The organism is Sphingobium sp. B12D2B (assembly GCF_025961775.1).
Classification (GTDB): Bacteria; Pseudomonadota; Alphaproteobacteria; order Sphingomonadales; family Sphingomonadaceae; genus Sphingobium.
The window spans coordinates 2,890,629-2,903,873 of sequence record NZ_JAOQOH010000001.1 but is presented as its reverse complement, the minus strand read 5'-3'; the positions used below and the strand labels follow the sequence as shown (position 1 = coordinate 2,903,873).

General features: G+C 65.8%; 13 protein-coding genes. 9 read left to right on the top strand and 4 right to left on the bottom strand.

Translation table 11 applies throughout. From position 1 onward, the window contains the following. Window positions 1-2: 2 nt before the first annotated feature. From M2335_RS13745 to M2335_RS13730, 4 genes are read left to right on the top strand one after another with little or no spacing between them, the layout of a single operon-like run. Window positions 3-791 (top strand): ABC transporter ATP-binding protein, encoded by a 789-nt coding sequence (locus tag M2335_RS13745; protein WP_264595047.1) that lies wholly within the window; start codon window positions 3-5, stop codon window positions 789-791. After that, the gene (locus tag M2335_RS13740; protein WP_264574553.1) at window positions 788-1,630 is read left to right on the top strand and encodes an ABC transporter permease; all 843 of its coding nucleotides are present in this window, start codon (window positions 788-790) and stop codon (window positions 1,628-1,630) included. Before M2335_RS13745 ends, M2335_RS13740 begins: the two co-directional genes overlap by 4 nt. Next, entirely contained in the window at window positions 1,627-2,790 is a 1,164-nt protein-coding gene (locus M2335_RS13735; RefSeq protein ID WP_264595046.1) for a hypothetical protein, read from the top strand. Before M2335_RS13740 ends, M2335_RS13735 begins: the two co-directional genes overlap by 4 nt. Next, window positions 2,790-3,641: a bifunctional 5,10-methylenetetrahydrofolate dehydrogenase/5,10-methenyltetrahydrofolate cyclohydrolase gene (locus M2335_RS13730; protein WP_264595045.1), complete on the top strand. Its 852-nt coding sequence runs from the start codon at window positions 2,790-2,792 to the stop codon at window positions 3,639-3,641. The genes M2335_RS13735 and M2335_RS13730 overlap by 1 nt, the downstream gene beginning before the upstream one ends. 25 nt (window positions 3,642-3,666) lie before the next feature. Here the strand turns inward: M2335_RS13730 and M2335_RS13725 are convergent, their stop codons facing one another. Both M2335_RS13725 and M2335_RS13720 read right to left on the bottom strand, forming a co-directional pair. Further along, a complete protein-coding gene (locus M2335_RS13725; RefSeq protein ID WP_264576461.1) occupies window positions 3,667-4,977 on the bottom strand; it encodes a Rieske 2Fe-2S domain-containing protein in 1,311 nt (436 codons plus the stop codon). 15 nt (window positions 4,978-4,992) lie between these two features. After that, complete coding sequence (locus tag M2335_RS13720; protein WP_264595044.1) at window positions 4,993-6,348, bottom strand: FAD-binding oxidoreductase; 1,356 nt, start codon at window positions 6,346-6,348, stop codon at window positions 4,993-4,995. 221 nt (window positions 6,349-6,569) lie between these two features. Here M2335_RS13720 and M2335_RS13715 point away from each other — a divergent pair, with 221 nt between their 5' ends. Genes M2335_RS13715 through hpxZ form a run of 4 tightly spaced genes read left to right on the top strand, consistent with a single transcriptional unit; the run spans window position 6,570 to window position 8,966 of the window. Beyond that, window positions 6,570-7,358 carry a creatininase family protein gene (locus M2335_RS13715; protein WP_264572169.1) on the top strand — a complete coding sequence of 263 codons (789 nt, stop codon included), beginning with the start codon at window positions 6,570-6,572 and terminating at the stop codon, window positions 7,356-7,358. Further along, window positions 7,355-7,783 (top strand): cupin domain-containing protein, encoded by a 429-nt coding sequence (locus tag M2335_RS13710; RefSeq protein ID WP_264595043.1) that lies wholly within the window; start codon window positions 7,355-7,357, stop codon window positions 7,781-7,783. The genes M2335_RS13715 and M2335_RS13710 overlap by 4 nt, the downstream gene beginning before the upstream one ends. Next, complete coding sequence (locus M2335_RS13705) at window positions 7,783-8,583, top strand: cysteine hydrolase family protein (protein ID WP_264595042.1); 801 nt, start codon at window positions 7,783-7,785, stop codon at window positions 8,581-8,583. The genes M2335_RS13710 and M2335_RS13705 overlap by 1 nt, the downstream gene beginning before the upstream one ends. Beyond that, on the top strand, window positions 8,583-8,966 hold the full coding sequence (gene hpxZ, locus M2335_RS13700; protein WP_264595041.1) for an oxalurate catabolism protein HpxZ: 384 nt from the start codon (window positions 8,583-8,585) through the stop codon (window positions 8,964-8,966). The genes M2335_RS13705 and hpxZ overlap by 1 nt, the downstream gene beginning before the upstream one ends. Window positions 8,967-8,991: 25 nt before the next feature. Here the strand turns inward: hpxZ and M2335_RS13695 are convergent, their stop codons facing one another. Then, the gene (locus tag M2335_RS13695) at window positions 8,992-10,569 is read right to left on the bottom strand and encodes a gamma-glutamyltransferase family protein (protein WP_264595420.1); all 1,578 of its coding nucleotides are present in this window, start codon (window positions 10,567-10,569) and stop codon (window positions 8,992-8,994) included. Between the two features lie 152 nt (window positions 10,570-10,721). Between M2335_RS13695 and M2335_RS13690 the strand changes: the two genes are divergently transcribed. Continuing rightward, window positions 10,722-12,053, top strand: a complete 1,332-nt coding sequence (locus tag M2335_RS13690; RefSeq protein WP_264595040.1) for an amidohydrolase — start codon at window positions 10,722-10,724, stop codon at window positions 12,051-12,053. Window positions 12,054-12,068: 15 nt separating this feature from the next. Here the strand turns inward: M2335_RS13690 and dnaN are convergent, their stop codons facing one another. Then, window positions 12,069-13,181 (bottom strand): DNA polymerase III subunit beta, encoded by a 1,113-nt coding sequence (dnaN, locus tag M2335_RS13685; RefSeq protein ID WP_181558834.1) that lies wholly within the window; start codon window positions 13,179-13,181, stop codon window positions 12,069-12,071. Window positions 13,182-13,245: the final 64 nt, after the last annotated feature.

Sequence of the window (13,245 nt, the reverse complement as noted above, 5' to 3'; positions counted from 1 at the left end):
CCATGGGCGATCGCCGCGTTGACCCGAATCAGGGCGCGGCCGATGCCGCCGCGCCGATTGTTTCCTTCCAGGACGTCTCGCTGACGTTCGGGACAGGCGTCGAGGCCCTGCGGGGCATTAATCTCGATATCCGCCCCGGCGAATTCATCAGCATTTTGGGGCCCTCGGGCTGCGGCAAGTCCACCTTGCTGCGCATCGCCGCCGGGCTGCTCGACTACACCGACGGCGCGCTTCATGCGGATCGCTCCCACATCGCCTTCACCTTCCAGGATGCGACGCTGCTGCCCTGGCGCACGGTGCGCCGCAATGTCGAGCTTCTGCTCGAATTGCGCGGCGTCGGGCGGGAGGAGCGGCGCCGGGTAGCGCAGGAAAAGATCGCGCTGGTGGGCCTGAGCGGCTTTGAGGAGCAATATCCCAAGCATCTCTCCGGCGGCATGAAGATGCGCGTCTCGCTGGCCCGCGCCCTGACCCTCGATCCCACGCTGTTCATGTTCGACGAGCCCTTCGGCGCGCTGGACGAGATCACCCGCGAGCGGCTGAACGATGAAGTGCAGACCCTTCAACTGCGCCAGCAGTTCGCGGCGATGTTCGTGACGCACTCCGTGTCGGAGGCCGTGTTCATGTCGTCCCGTGTCATCGTCATGTCTGCGCGACCGGGCCGCATTGTCGGCGCCTACGACATCCCGTTCCCGTTTCCGCGAGATGACGCGGTGCGCTTCTCGCCGCAATTCGCGGAATTGTGCGGCACGCTCTCGGCGGCGCTGCGGGATGCATCGGGAGGTGTGAAATGACCAAAGCGACCTATTTTCCGCCCCGCGCTGCCCGCACAAAGGCCAGTCCCGCTGCACGCTGGGTCGCGCGACTGCTGCCCCCGCTGCTGCTCGGCCTCCTGCTCGCGGCCTGCTACGCTTATGCGCGCGCCGGTCTTGAGGAGTATCGCCAGTTCCTGATGCCCGGCCCCAGCGAGATCTGGGAAGGCGCCTTTGCTTCGGCCGCCGTGCGCGCGGAACTGCTGCGTGCCGCCGGCGTGACGGCGCAGATTGCGCTCACCGGTCTGGCCGTGTCGATTCCGGGCGGGATGCTGCTCGGCGTCCTCATGTTCCGCTCCTTCTGGATCGAGCGGGCCGTCGCACCCTATCTGGTGGTGCTGCAGTCGATCCCGGTGCTGGCGATCATCCCGCTTATCCAGTCGCTGCTCGGCTTCGGCTTCCTGCCCAAGGTGCTGATCGTCGCCTTGTTCACCTTCTTCGCCATTCCCACCACGCTGCTTCTCGGCCTCAAGAGCCTCGACAAGGGCATTGCCGAGCTGTTCCGGCTGGAAGGCGCGGGCTGGGGCACGACGTTGCTCAAGGCGGGCATCCCGTCCGCGCTGCCGTCGCTCTTTGCCGGCATTCGCATTGCAGCCAGCCTCGCGGTGATCGGCGCCATCGTCTCCGAACTGTTCTTCGTCTCGGGCGATGGCGGGCTAGGCCAGATGCTGGTGAACTCGAAGATCGATTTCCTCTACGAGCAGATGTACGCCGCGCTCATCGTCTCGGCAGTGATGTCGATCGGCGTCTACCTGTTCTTCGGCTGGCTTGGCGACCGGCTCTTCTCTCACTGGCACGATTCGGCCGGGGCGAAGGGATGATGCGGCGGGCACGTCATGCCGTGTTGGCCGCGCTGGCCTTGCTCGGTGCGGTTGCGCAGGCTGCGCCGGTCGCGCAGGGCACCTTCGCCCGGGAGCATTACCGCACACCGTTGGCCAAGGTCTGCCCCAATCCGGTCGTTGTGCAGCTCGACTGGTTGCCGCAGGCCGAGCATGGTGGGCTGTTCCAGCTGATCGGTGGCGGCGGGAAGATGAGCCAGGGGCGATACCAAGGCCCGATCGGCGCGACCGGGATCGACCTGCTGATCCTGGTGGGCGGCAAGGGCATCGGCCTTGGCGATGCCGAGACGCCGTTTTCCGCGCTCTACATGGGCAATAGCCGCGCGGGCCTTCGCCCGCATCTGGCGCTGGTCGATCAGGACAATGCCTTCATCTTCTCGCGCCGCTTCCCCGCTACGGGCGTAGTGGCGATGCTCGACAAATCGCCCATGGGTCTGTTCTGGGACCGCGCGACCTATCCGCGCGGCTTCCGGTCGGTGGCCGACCTGCGGGCGTTCGCGCAGTCGGGGAAAGGCAAGATCTACCTCTCTACAACCCGGCGCACATTCGGGCGCTATCTCATCAATAACGGCCTGCCCAAGGATGCGGTGCAGGAGGGCTATAATGGCGACGCCGAAACCTTCGTGCTGAACCGCGGGCGCTGGCTCAATCAGGGCAGCATCACGAGCGAGGGCTATCAGTTCGCGCATGGGAAGCGCTGGAACAAGCCGGTCGATTTTCTGCTGCTCTCGGACATGGGCTATCCGCTCTATCCCGGCATGGTCTCGGTCGCGACAAATCGGCTCAACGAGCTGGCGCCCTGCCTCAGGGGGCTGGTGCCGCTGCTGCAACGCGCGCAGGTGGATTATATCCGCGCGCCGGGCGAGGTGAACGACCTGATCTACCGCTTCAACGAGGGCGGCTTCGCGGCGCCCTGGTGGAAGACCTCGCGCGAGTTGCTGGCAGCAGCCTCTGCCGTCTCGCTCTCGCGCGGCATCGTCGGCAACGGGCCGAACAAGACTTTGGGCGATTTCGACATGACCCGCAGCGCTGTGCTCCTCTCCCGGCTCAAGCCCTATCTCGACATCCGCGCCAAGCCGAATGTCAAGCCGCAGGACGTCGTGACCAACCGCTTCATCGATCCCTCGGTCGGGCTGCGCTGATGCCTGTGATTCTGGATGGCGATGCCACCGCGGCAGCATGGCGCGCGCGGATCAAGGCGCGGGCGGACGAGAGCGCATTCGTGCGGGCGGGGCATCGGCCCTGCCTCGTCACGGTGCTCGTGGGCGACGATGAGGCAAGCCGGGCCTATGTCTCGCGCAAGCATCAGGATTGCGAGGCGCTCGGCTTTGCCTCCCGCCAGATCGATCTCCCCGCCAGCATTTCGCAGGCCGATCTGCTGGCCCTGATCGACATTCTCAACCGGGACGCCGCCTGTCACGGCTTGATCGTGCAACTGCCGCTCCCTGCGCACATTGATGCCGGCGCGGTGATCGAGGTGATCAGCCCGGACAAGGATGTGGACGGGCTCCACCCCCTCAATCTGGGGCGGATGCTGGCCGGTCAACCTGCGTTGCGGCCCTGCACGCCAAGCGCGATCCTCGCTCTGCTGCGTGAGTATGACGTACCTCTCGCCGGGCGCCGCGTGGCGATCATCGGGCGCGGGCTACTGGTCGGTCGGCCGCTCGCGATGATGCTGGCCGACAGGGATGTCGATGCGGTCGTCACCGTGCTTCATCGCGGCGTAGCGGATCTGACGCCTATGCTGCGCGACAGCGATGTCATCATCGCCGCAGCCGGTCAGCCCGATCTCGTGCGCGCGGAGGTGGTTCGGCCGGGCGCCTGCGTCGTCGGGGTCGGGATTAGCTATGTGGATGGGCAGATGGTGTCGGACATTGCCGAGGATGTCGCGCAGGTGGCCGGCTGGGTGACGCCGCGCCATGGCTCGGTGGGGCCCATGACCCGTGCCATGCTCATGCGCAATCTGCTGAACGCGGCGCTCAGCCAGACCTGAGCGCCGCCGGTTTTCCGTCGTTCGACTATCCCCGCGCCGGGCCGATGGCCGCGGCGAGCTGGGCCTGATATTCTTCCATCCAGTCGGCATCGGCCGGCGCATTATAGGCGCCACCGCGTGCGCCGTTGACGATCTCGGGATCGTCTACGCCGGGGGGCACCGTGCCGGCATCCTGCAGCGCGCGGGCCGCCTTGATGATGCGCTTGCGGGTCTGCATGATCATCAGATCGCTGGTGACGAGATGCTCGTTGGAGCGGTCCACGATGTCGCCCATGCTCTCGGTGATATACTGGTCCTGCAGGGTGATGCCGGTCACGCCGGTGAAGCTCACCTCATTCTGCGCGGTGCGATCCACCTCATAGTCATTCTCGGCATTCTGGGCGAGCTTCCAGCGGCCGAACCAGTCGCTGCTGTTGGGCAGGAAGTTGTGGCGGAATTCGAGGCCCGCAATGGTGTTGCCATCCACCGTGGTGCGCAGCGGCTGGGTGCGCTTCACCCAGGCGAAGTTAATCACCATGGTGTGGCTGTCATCCATCGGCACCCAGGCATTGGCGGTCACATTGTCCGAGAAGGTGCCATCCGGGAAGAGTGCCCAGAAGGGGAAGATATACTGGCAGATGCGCCAGTAGAGGCCCTCGCCATCGGCAGAGGGGCGATAGGCGCCAGCCATCGTGCCCCAGTCGGTATCCGTCACCTTGAAGTCCGGCGCGCGCTTGGTCACCGCGACGCTGTGCATATTGGTCGCGTCGACGTCCTCGTCGGCCACGCTGCCGACATGCAGGAAGCCGAAGTGGCTGGTATCGATGTCGCCTTCCAGCGCCTGCAGCCAGTTGCACTCGCGCTGTGTGAGCGTCACGCGCAGTTCGGCATCCGGCAGCATCGTGGCTTCGATGCAGGGGAGGGGCGGCGGCGTTTCGCGCTCGCCCATATACACCCACACCACGCCGGCGCGCTCGGCGGTGCGATACACCTTGGCATGGACGCGCGGCTGGAACTTGGCAGCGTCGGCTTCCGAGACGTTCGGCATGTCCAGGCACTTGCCGTTCACGTCGAACTTCCAGCCATGGTACACGCAGCGAATGCCGCCCTTTTCGTTCCGCCCGAAGAAGAGCGAAGCGCAGCGATGCGGGCAGCGATGGTCCATCACGCCGACCCGGCCCTCGGTATCGCGGAAAGCGAGCAGCTTCTCTCCGAGCAGCATCAGGCGCAGCGGCGCGCCGTCTGCGGCGATCTCTGATGAGGCGCAGGCCGGAATCCAATATTGGCGCATGACGGTGCCCATCGGCGTACCAGGGCCAACGCGCGTCATCAGTTCATTATTCGCAACCGAAACCATGCAACCTTCCTTCTTTCAGATTTCCGCGAGCGCGTCTTGATTGTCCCAGGCCAGCATCTTGCCGGGGTTGAGCAGGCCCTTGGGGTCGACTTCCCGCTTGAAGGCCAACTGGACATGGTTGACCTGCTTCATGCCGCCTTCCTCGATGGTGTAGACATGCGGGTTGAACTGACGGCAGCCGCGCTGCTCATGATAGGCCATGATCTCGTTCAGTCGCTCCTCGGTGGTGAAGCGCACCATCTGGATGGCTGAGCAGCTCACGGTCGGGCCGCTCCGGGTGAACTCGAGGTGGAACATCACCTCGTCGCCGAAATGGCGCTGGAGTTCGTCCGCCAGCTCCACGCAATTCTGGGCCGGCAGCAGCGTTTGCAAATAAGTCAGCGTCGGGTCGATCTTGAGCGCCTGCAGCGTCGTATGATTCCAGCACAGCTCGTAGAGCGGCACGCGCTTGCCCGTGGCAGACGCGGTGCGGCTATCGTGCGCGATGCGTCCGCCATGAGCGGCGACGAGCGTCTCGAACCCCTCCCAGGACTGGCTGGCGACCATCACCAGCGCGCAGGCTTCATCCGCGCGGACATATTGCGCGATGGGACGTAGATAGGTGTGGGCGATCGGCGGGGCCATCACCCCGCACTGCTTCTTAACCAAGCCCGGACTTTCGGCGAACGCCTTGCCGAAGCGGGCGGCGCTCAGCAGATCGTCGAACGTGACGACCGCATCGATCCACAATTGCGCATTGGCGAGCGGCAATTCCAACTCGGTGATGATACCGGTCACGCCATAGCTGTGGTTGAACTTGGCAATGTCGGCGCCGCGCAGCTCCAGCACGCGCGGCTCGGCTTCCAGCGTCACGAGCTGGGCGCCGAGGATGTTGCCGGTCTCCCGCAGCATCCCCCAGTTGATCGAGCCGACGCCGCCGGACCCGCCGGCAATGAACCCGCCGACGGTCGCGACAGTGCGGGTGGAGGGGTGCAGCCGCATTTCATAGCCATGCTCGGCCAGTTCCTGATCGAGCGTGATGAGGCGCTTGCCGGCCTGCACGCGGCACACGCCGTCCTTCACCCACAGGAGCTGATCCATAGCGCGCATGTCGAGCAGCGCGCCGCCCCGGATCGGCATGGCCTGGCCGTAATTGCCGGTGCCGCCGCCGCGCACCGTCAATGGCACGTCATGGGCATAGCAGGCGGCGGCGATTTCCAGAATGTCGGCTTCGGAATGCGCTTCCAGCAGTACGTCGCCGGTCACATCGGCGAGCTGGCGCTTGAGGATGGGGCTGTACCAGTAATAGTCCCGGCTCATCCGGCGCACCGCTGCGGCATCGGTGATGACCTTCGGCCCCTTCAGTGCGGCGATCAGACCATTCAAGTTCATAAGCTTCGATTCCGTTTCAATCCTGCGCGGCACCGGGCCGGATCGCGATCATCCTTGCGCTCGGTCGAGCAGTAGTTATACATAAACTGCTTACTAAGAGAAGAGGGGAATCTCGGATTTGCGCGTGCGGGTCGTAGATTGGGTGGCCGAAATAGGGCAGAAATGCAGCGACGGGCGCGATGGCGGCCAGCGCGTTCCTGCGGTTTTGAGGGATAAAGGCAATGCTTGAATATTGGCAGGATATGACGACGCGCGACTTCCAGTCCGTGGATGCCGCGCGCGATATTGCCCTCATGCCGGTCGCTGCCATCGAACAGCACGGGCCGCATCTGCCGGTCTCTGTCGATGCCGATATCAATGCGGGTGTCGTCGCGGCAGCAGCGCGTCACCTGGCGGACGGCGTGCGCGTCGTCGCGCTGCCGATGCTCGCCATCGGCAAGAGCAACGAGCATATGGCCTTCCCCGGCACGCTGACGGTGGGGACCGAGACGCTGCTGCGCTACTGGATCGATATCGCCGAGTCCGTCCTGCGCGCCGGTTTCCGCAAGATCGTGGTGCTGAACTCGCACGGTGGCCAGCCCCAGCTTGTCGAGATATTGGTGCGCGAGCTGCGCGTGCGTCACGGCGCTCTCGCCGTCTCCGCGAGCACCTATGGCTTTGGCGTGCCGGAGGGCCTGTTCAGCGAGGACGAGCTGCATCATGGCATTCATGCCGGCGCGGTCGAAAGCTCGATGATGCTCCACCTGCGCCCCGAGCAGGTGAAGCGCGAGCTGATGGCGGATTTCCCCTCGACCGGCCCGGCGATTGCGCGCGATTATGATGAGCTTCGGCTCGAAGGCGCGGTGGGCATCGGCTGGATGACGCAGGACATCAATCCGGACGGGGCAATCGGCAATGCCAGCCTCGCCAATGCCGATCACGGCGCCCAATGTCTCGACCATGCCGGGCGCGGCCTCGCGCGCCTGCTCGCCGATGTCAGCCGCTACCCCTTGCCGGAGTCCCGCGCATGAATCCCGCCGTCTATCTCTCCCGTGCGACCGAACTGCAGGCGTTCCGCATCGCGCCGACCGACACCAACTATTTCGTGATCCTCCATGACAAGGCCGTGCCCGGCTTCGAGCATGTGTGCGTCGTCGAGATTTTCGAGCCCGGCGGCAAGACCCCACCGAACAGCCACAAGGCCGCCTTCGAGTTCTTCTATGTGCTGGACGGGGAAGGGCGGGCGACCTGCGATGGGGCCAGCGTGTCGCTCAGCCGGGGCAGCGCCATGCTGCTGCCGCCCGGCGGCCTGCATGTCATCGAGAATACCGGGCCGGGCAAGCTCTACACGCTTACTGTCATGACACCCGATGAAGGCTTCTCCGACCTCATCCGCTCCGGCGTGCCGGTCGATCTCGATGCCAGCGATATCGCTCTTCTCTCAGGAAACGCATGATGCCGGACCAGACAGCCTCCTATCATCGCCTCGGCAGCTCGCCGCGCCGCGCGTGGCAGGTGAATGCGCAGGAGGCCATTCTCGCGCAGGGCGACCAGCCGCGCCGCGTTGTCGCCTGCGAAGCCGCGCCGCAGAATCTGCAGATCGATCTGGCGCGCACGGCGATTGTCGTGGTGGATATGCAGAACGACTTCTGCCACCCCGATGGCTGGCTGGCCTCGATCGGCGTGGATATTTCCGCCGCGCGCGCGCCCATCGCGCCGTTGCAGGCGCTGCTGCTGCGTCTGCGCGCAGAGGATGTGCCAGTCATCTGGCTCAACTGGGGCAACCGGCCGGACCGGATGAACCTCAGCCCCTCGATCCTCCATGTCTACAAGCCGGACGGCACCGGCACCGGCCTCGGCGACCCGCTGGCGAACGGGGCACCGGTTCTGGAGGAAGGGAGCTGGGCGGCCGCCGTGGTCGACGAACTGCCGATCGGGCCGCAGGACGTGTGCGTCTCCAAATATCGCATGTCCGGCTTCTGGGATACGCCGCTGGACAGCATCCTGCGCAATCTGCGGGTCGATACGGTGCTGTTCGCCGGTGTTAACAGCGACCAGTGCGTGCTGGCGACGCTGATCGACGCGAATTGCCTGGGCTATGACTGCGTGCTGCTCACCGATTGTGCGGCGACCACCTCGCCCGCCTTCTGCGCCGAGGCGACGCTCTACAATGTGAAGCAGTGCTTTGGCTTCGTGACCGATTCGGCGGCCCTCGTTGCGGGCATCGATGCGGTGAGCGGGCAGGAGCGCGCGTGATGGAGATCAACAAGGCCGCCATCCTCGCGGAAGTGACCGCGCTGGTGGATCGCTACGAACGTGCGCTGGGAGACAATGACATCGCCATGCTGGATGGCATGTTCTGGCAGTCGCCCCGCGCAGTGCGTTATGGCGTTGGCGAATGCCTGTACGGGATCGAGGAGATCCTCGCCTTCCGCAAGGCGCGGGCGGGCGGCTCGCCGCCGCGCACGATCCGGCGGATGGAGATCACCACCTTCGGCGATGATTTCGCGACCGCCAATGTCGAGTTCCAGCGGATCGGCGGCGAGGTCATCGGCCGCCAGAGCCAGAGCTGGGCGCGGCTGCCGGAGGGATGGCGCATCGTCTCCGCCCATGTCTCGCTGCAGGGAAGCGGCCACTGACGGCACGCCCCCGCGCGGACTGACTTCAGAAGCCCGCCGCCTTGCCGTCGCTGCGCGGATCGCTCGCGCCTTCCAGCTGCCCATCGGCATGGCGGACGATGGCGCCGGCATGGCCCATCATCGCCGTCATCGGTGCGACCAGCTCCACCTCATGCCCCGCCGCGCGAAGCTGCGCATAAAGCGCCGGGTCGAAGCGGTCCTCCAGCTTGAGTGATGTGCTCTCTTCCCCCCATGTCCGGCCGAGCAGCCAGCGCGGTGCGGAGATCGCCTGCTGCAACGGCACGCCGAAGCGGGCATAGCGGCTGAACAGAGCGGCCTGCGTCTGTGGCTGGCCTTCGCCACCCATAGTGCCATAGGCCAGCACCCGGCCGTCATCGAAATGCGCCAGCGCGGGATTCAAGGTGTGGAACGGCTTGCGGCCGGGCTTGAGGGCATTCCAGCCCTCGTCGGCGAGGCGGAAAGAGCAGCCGCGATTCTGCCATGTGATGCCGCTCTGCGGGAGCACCAGGCCCGAGCCGAACTCGAAATAGGTGCTCTGGATGCAGCTCACCACCTGCCCGCGCGCATCGGCAGCGGCGAACCAGCAGGTATCTCCCAGGGCCGAGGGACGGGGCCACGGCATGGCTCGCGCCGGATCGATCGCCTGCGCCATCCGGTCAAGGCCCGCCGCGTCGTCGAGCAGCGCCTGCGGATCAATCGCCATGAAAGCCGGATCGCCGACATGCGCATCGCGGACCAGAAAGGCCTGCTTGGTCGCCTCGACCAGCCCGTGCAGATGCGCGAAGCTTTCGGCCTGTTCCGCCGGCAACCGGTCGAACAGCGCGAGGATCAGCAGCGAGGCAAGGCCCTGCGTCGGCGGGGCAGTGTTGTAGAGCATGGCGTCGCGTAGCCGCACGGAGAGCGGGGCGGGCGAGGTCGCGCGGTGGGCTGCCAGATCCTGCGCCGTCACCGGGCTACCCAGCCGCGCGAGATCATCGGCGATCCGCTCGGCCAGCGCGCCGCGATAGAAGCTGTCCAGCCCATCCTCGGTCAGCATTCTCAGCGTTTCGGCCAGTTGCGGCTGGCGCAGCGTTTCGCCCTCGCGGAGCGGGCGGCCCTCCGGCTCAAAGATCGTGCGATAGGCGCCCGGTACGCATGTCAGTTCGTCCGATTTGCTCGCGGCCAGTTCGGCGCCGCCGGCGGTCACCGCCACGCCCTGTTCGGCATGGGCAATGGCGTCCGCGAGCAGTCGATGCAGGGGGAGGGGAGAGGACAGCGACGATCGGGCCAGATCCCAGCCAGAGACCGTGCCCGCCACGGTATTGGCGGCGAGCGGCCCGCGCCAGGGAATGGCCGACAGGCCGGCATAGGCATCGCCAAGCGCCAGAGGACTGCGCCCGCAGGCGTCGATGGCCCAGACCCGGCCGTCTGGCTCGTGGATCAGCCAGAAACCATCCCCGCCGATACCCGTCATATGCGGATAGACCGCGGCGAGGCAGGCGGCGGTGGCAATCGCGGCCTCGATCGCCGTGCCGCCATCCCGCAGGATGGACAGGCCGGCTTCGCTGGCCAGATGATGAGGTGCGGTGACCATTCCGTGGCTGCCGTGGGCACTCTCTTGCATGGTCATGGTCCTTTCCGATCAGCGCATCCCGTCCGCTGCGGGTGTACTAGTATGCATCTTCTGCATAACTTTCAACTTCACCTCGCCCAGACCCATGTCTATGCTCCGGCCCGCTTCGTGCCACCCAGCCTCCTGCTTTCCGGAGAGATGCCATGCTCAAATCCCCTCTCGCGTTCCTCCTCGCCATGTCGGCGCTGGCCAGTCCGGCCATGGCCGCGACCGTGGATGCGCGAGCGACCGGTGCTATCGAGCAATCCATCAAGCAGAGCACGCCTGATCTGATCGCGCTCTACCGCGATCTGCACGCCAATCCCGAGCTGAGCCTGGCGGAAACCCGCACGGCCGCGCGGCTGGCGCAGGAAATGCGCAAGCTGGGGCTGGAGGTTACCGAGAAGGTCGGCGGGACCGGCGTCGTCGCCGTGCTGCGCAATGGCGAGGGGCCGGTGGTGCTGATCCGTGCGGACATGGATGCCCTGCCGATGAAGGAGCTGAGCCAGTCGCCCTTCGCGAGCACCCGTGAGGCGCAGTATCAAGGCAAGACCACGTTCGTCGCGCATAGCTGCGGCCATGATCTGCACATGGCCTGGTGGGTCGGCACGGCGAAAGCCATGCTCGCCATGCGGGACCAGTGGCGCGGGACGATGCTGTTTGTCGCCCAGCCGGGCGAGGAAAGCGGGCAGGGCGCGCGCAAGATGGTCGAGGACGGTCTGTTCACGCGCTTCCCCAAGCCCGATTACGGCTTTGCGGCCCATGTCGGCAATGATCCTGTCGGCCGGATCGTCGTCAAGCAGGGCGCCTTTACCAGCAATTCGGACACCATCCGGATCACTTTCAAGGGCAAGGGCGGTCACGGCTCGATGCCGAGCCGCACCATCGATCCCGTCGTGATGGGCGCGCGCTTCGTGATGGATGTGCAAACCGTGGTCAGCCGGCAGAAGGATCCGTTTGAGTTCGGGGTCGTGACGGTCGGCTCGTTCCAGGCGGGCTCGGCGGCCAATATCATCCCGGACACGGCATCGCTGGCCCTGACGCTGCGCTCCTTCTCGCCGGAGGTTCGCGAGCAGCTGGTCGAGGGCGTGAAGCGCACGGCGCTCTCCGTCGCGGCGATGTCGCAGGCGCCCGAACCGGTGATCGATCACAGCCGGGGCGCGGCATCGGTCATCAATGACGATGATCTCGCTGCGAAAACCGCAGCTGCCCTGCGCACGGCGGGGTGGGACGACATTACGCTGATCCCGGCCAGCGCGCCGGGCGGTTCTGCCAGCGAGGATTATTCGGAACTGGTGTCAGCCAGCGGCATGCGCTCGGTCTATCTGGGTGTCGGCGGCTATCTGTCGTCGGTCATCGCGGATTATGCCAAGCGTGGCGAGCCGCTCCCGACAAACCACTCGCCCTACTTCCTGCCGGACGCCGAAAGCGCCATCCCAACGGCCATACGCAGCCTGTCGGTCGCGGCCCTCTCGGTGCTGGGCAATCCCAAATAAGCCTGGTGCGCGGGATCAGACCCGCATCGGCATGAGCACGTAAAGCGCCGGCGCCTTCTCATTCTCGCGAATGAGCGTCGGCGCGGCGGCGTCGGCGAGGTGGACTTCCACCGAGTCGCCCTCGACCTGTCCGAGAATGTCGAGCAGGTAACGGGCGTTGAAGCCGATCTCGATGGGTGCGGCGCTGTAGTCGCCGGGCACTTCCTCGGCGGCGGTGCCGTTTTCCGGGCTGGTGACGGAAAGGGTGATCTTGTCCTTCTCCAGTGCCATCTTCACGGCGCGGGTCTTCTCGGTGGCGATGGTCGCGACGCGGTCCACGCCTTCCTCGAAGCTGCGCGGATCGATCTTGAGCAGCTTGTCGTTGCCGGTCGGGATCACGCGGCTGTAATCCGGGAAGGTGCCGTCGATCAGCTTGCTGGTCAGCACCGCATTGCCAAGGTCGAAGCGGATCTTGGTGGGGGAGAGGTCGATGCGCACGCTGCCATCCACCTCGTCGAGCAGCTTGCGCAGCTCGGCGATACATTTGCGCGGAATGATGATGTCCGGCATGCCCTCCGCGCCATCGGGGCGCACGACCGTGACGCGGGCGAGGCGGTGGCCATCGGTCGCGGCGGCCTTCAGCACCGGGGCGGGGTCTTCCGCGACGTGCAGGAAGATGCCGTTCAGATAATAGCGCGTCTCCTCGGTGGAGATGGCAAAGCGCGTCTTGTCGATGATCTGGATGAGCGAGGCGGCCGGCAGCTCGAAGCTGGTGGGCAGCGCGCCTTCCGCGATGATCGGGAAGTCGTCACGCGGCAGCGTCTGCAGGTTGAAGCGCGCACGCCCGGCCTGCACCAGCATCTTGCCCTCGGCAGCTTCCAGGCGGACCTGGCTGCCCTCGGGCAGCTTGCGCGCGATGTCGAACAGGGTGTGGGCCGAGACGGTGGTGGCGCCCGGCGTTTCCACCTGCGCCTGCACATTCTCGACGATCTGCAGATCGAGATCCGTGGCCATCAGCTTGATGGCGCCGTCGCCGGTCGCGTCGATCAGCACGTTCGAGAGAATCGGGATCGTGTTGCGCCGCTCCACGACCGACTGGACATGGCCGAGGCTCTTCAGGAGCGTCGCACGTTCGATGGTGGCCTTCATCCCTCTGGTGTCCGTTTCTTATCCGGTTGATGGAGTCGGAGCGAAGGAGTCCGCTCTTGGAGCC

What these genes read in the sequence shown, in the direction of transcription:
- M2335_RS13740 (WP_264574553.1), top strand. Translation starts at nt 788, where the DNA reads ATGACCAAAGCGACCTATTTTCCGCCCCGCGCTGCCCGCACAAAGGCC.
- M2335_RS13745 (WP_264595047.1), top strand. Translation starts at nt 3, where the DNA reads ATGGGCGATCGCCGCGTTGACCCGAATCAGGGCGCGGCCGATGCCGCC.
- M2335_RS13715 (WP_264572169.1), top strand. Translation starts at nt 6,570, where the DNA reads ATGCTTGAATATTGGCAGGATATGACGACGCGCGACTTCCAGTCCGTG.
- hpxZ (WP_264595041.1), top strand. Translation starts at nt 8,583, where the DNA reads ATGGAGATCAACAAGGCCGCCATCCTCGCGGAAGTGACCGCGCTGGTG.
- dnaN (WP_181558834.1), bottom strand. Translation starts at nt 13,181, where the DNA reads ATGAAGGCCACCATCGAACGTGCGACGCTCCTGAAGAGCCTCGGCCAT.
- M2335_RS13725 (WP_264576461.1), bottom strand. Translation starts at nt 4,977, where the DNA reads ATGGTTTCGGTTGCGAATAATGAACTGATGACGCGCGTTGGCCCTGGT.
- M2335_RS13735 (WP_264595046.1), top strand. Translation starts at nt 1,627, where the DNA reads ATGATGCGGCGGGCACGTCATGCCGTGTTGGCCGCGCTGGCCTTGCTC.
- M2335_RS13690 (WP_264595040.1), top strand. Translation starts at nt 10,722, where the DNA reads ATGCTCAAATCCCCTCTCGCGTTCCTCCTCGCCATGTCGGCGCTGGCC.
- M2335_RS13730 (WP_264595045.1), top strand. Translation starts at nt 2,790, where the DNA reads ATGCCTGTGATTCTGGATGGCGATGCCACCGCGGCAGCATGGCGCGCG.
- M2335_RS13705 (WP_264595042.1), top strand. Translation starts at nt 7,783, where the DNA reads ATGCCGGACCAGACAGCCTCCTATCATCGCCTCGGCAGCTCGCCGCGC.
- M2335_RS13695 (WP_264595420.1), bottom strand. Translation starts at nt 10,569, where the DNA reads ATGCAAGAGAGTGCCCACGGCAGCCACGGAATGGTCACCGCACCTCAT.
- M2335_RS13720 (WP_264595044.1), bottom strand. Translation starts at nt 6,348, where the DNA reads ATGAACTTGAATGGTCTGATCGCCGCACTGAAGGGGCCGAAGGTCATC.
- M2335_RS13710 (WP_264595043.1), top strand. Translation starts at nt 7,355, where the DNA reads ATGAATCCCGCCGTCTATCTCTCCCGTGCGACCGAACTGCAGGCGTTC.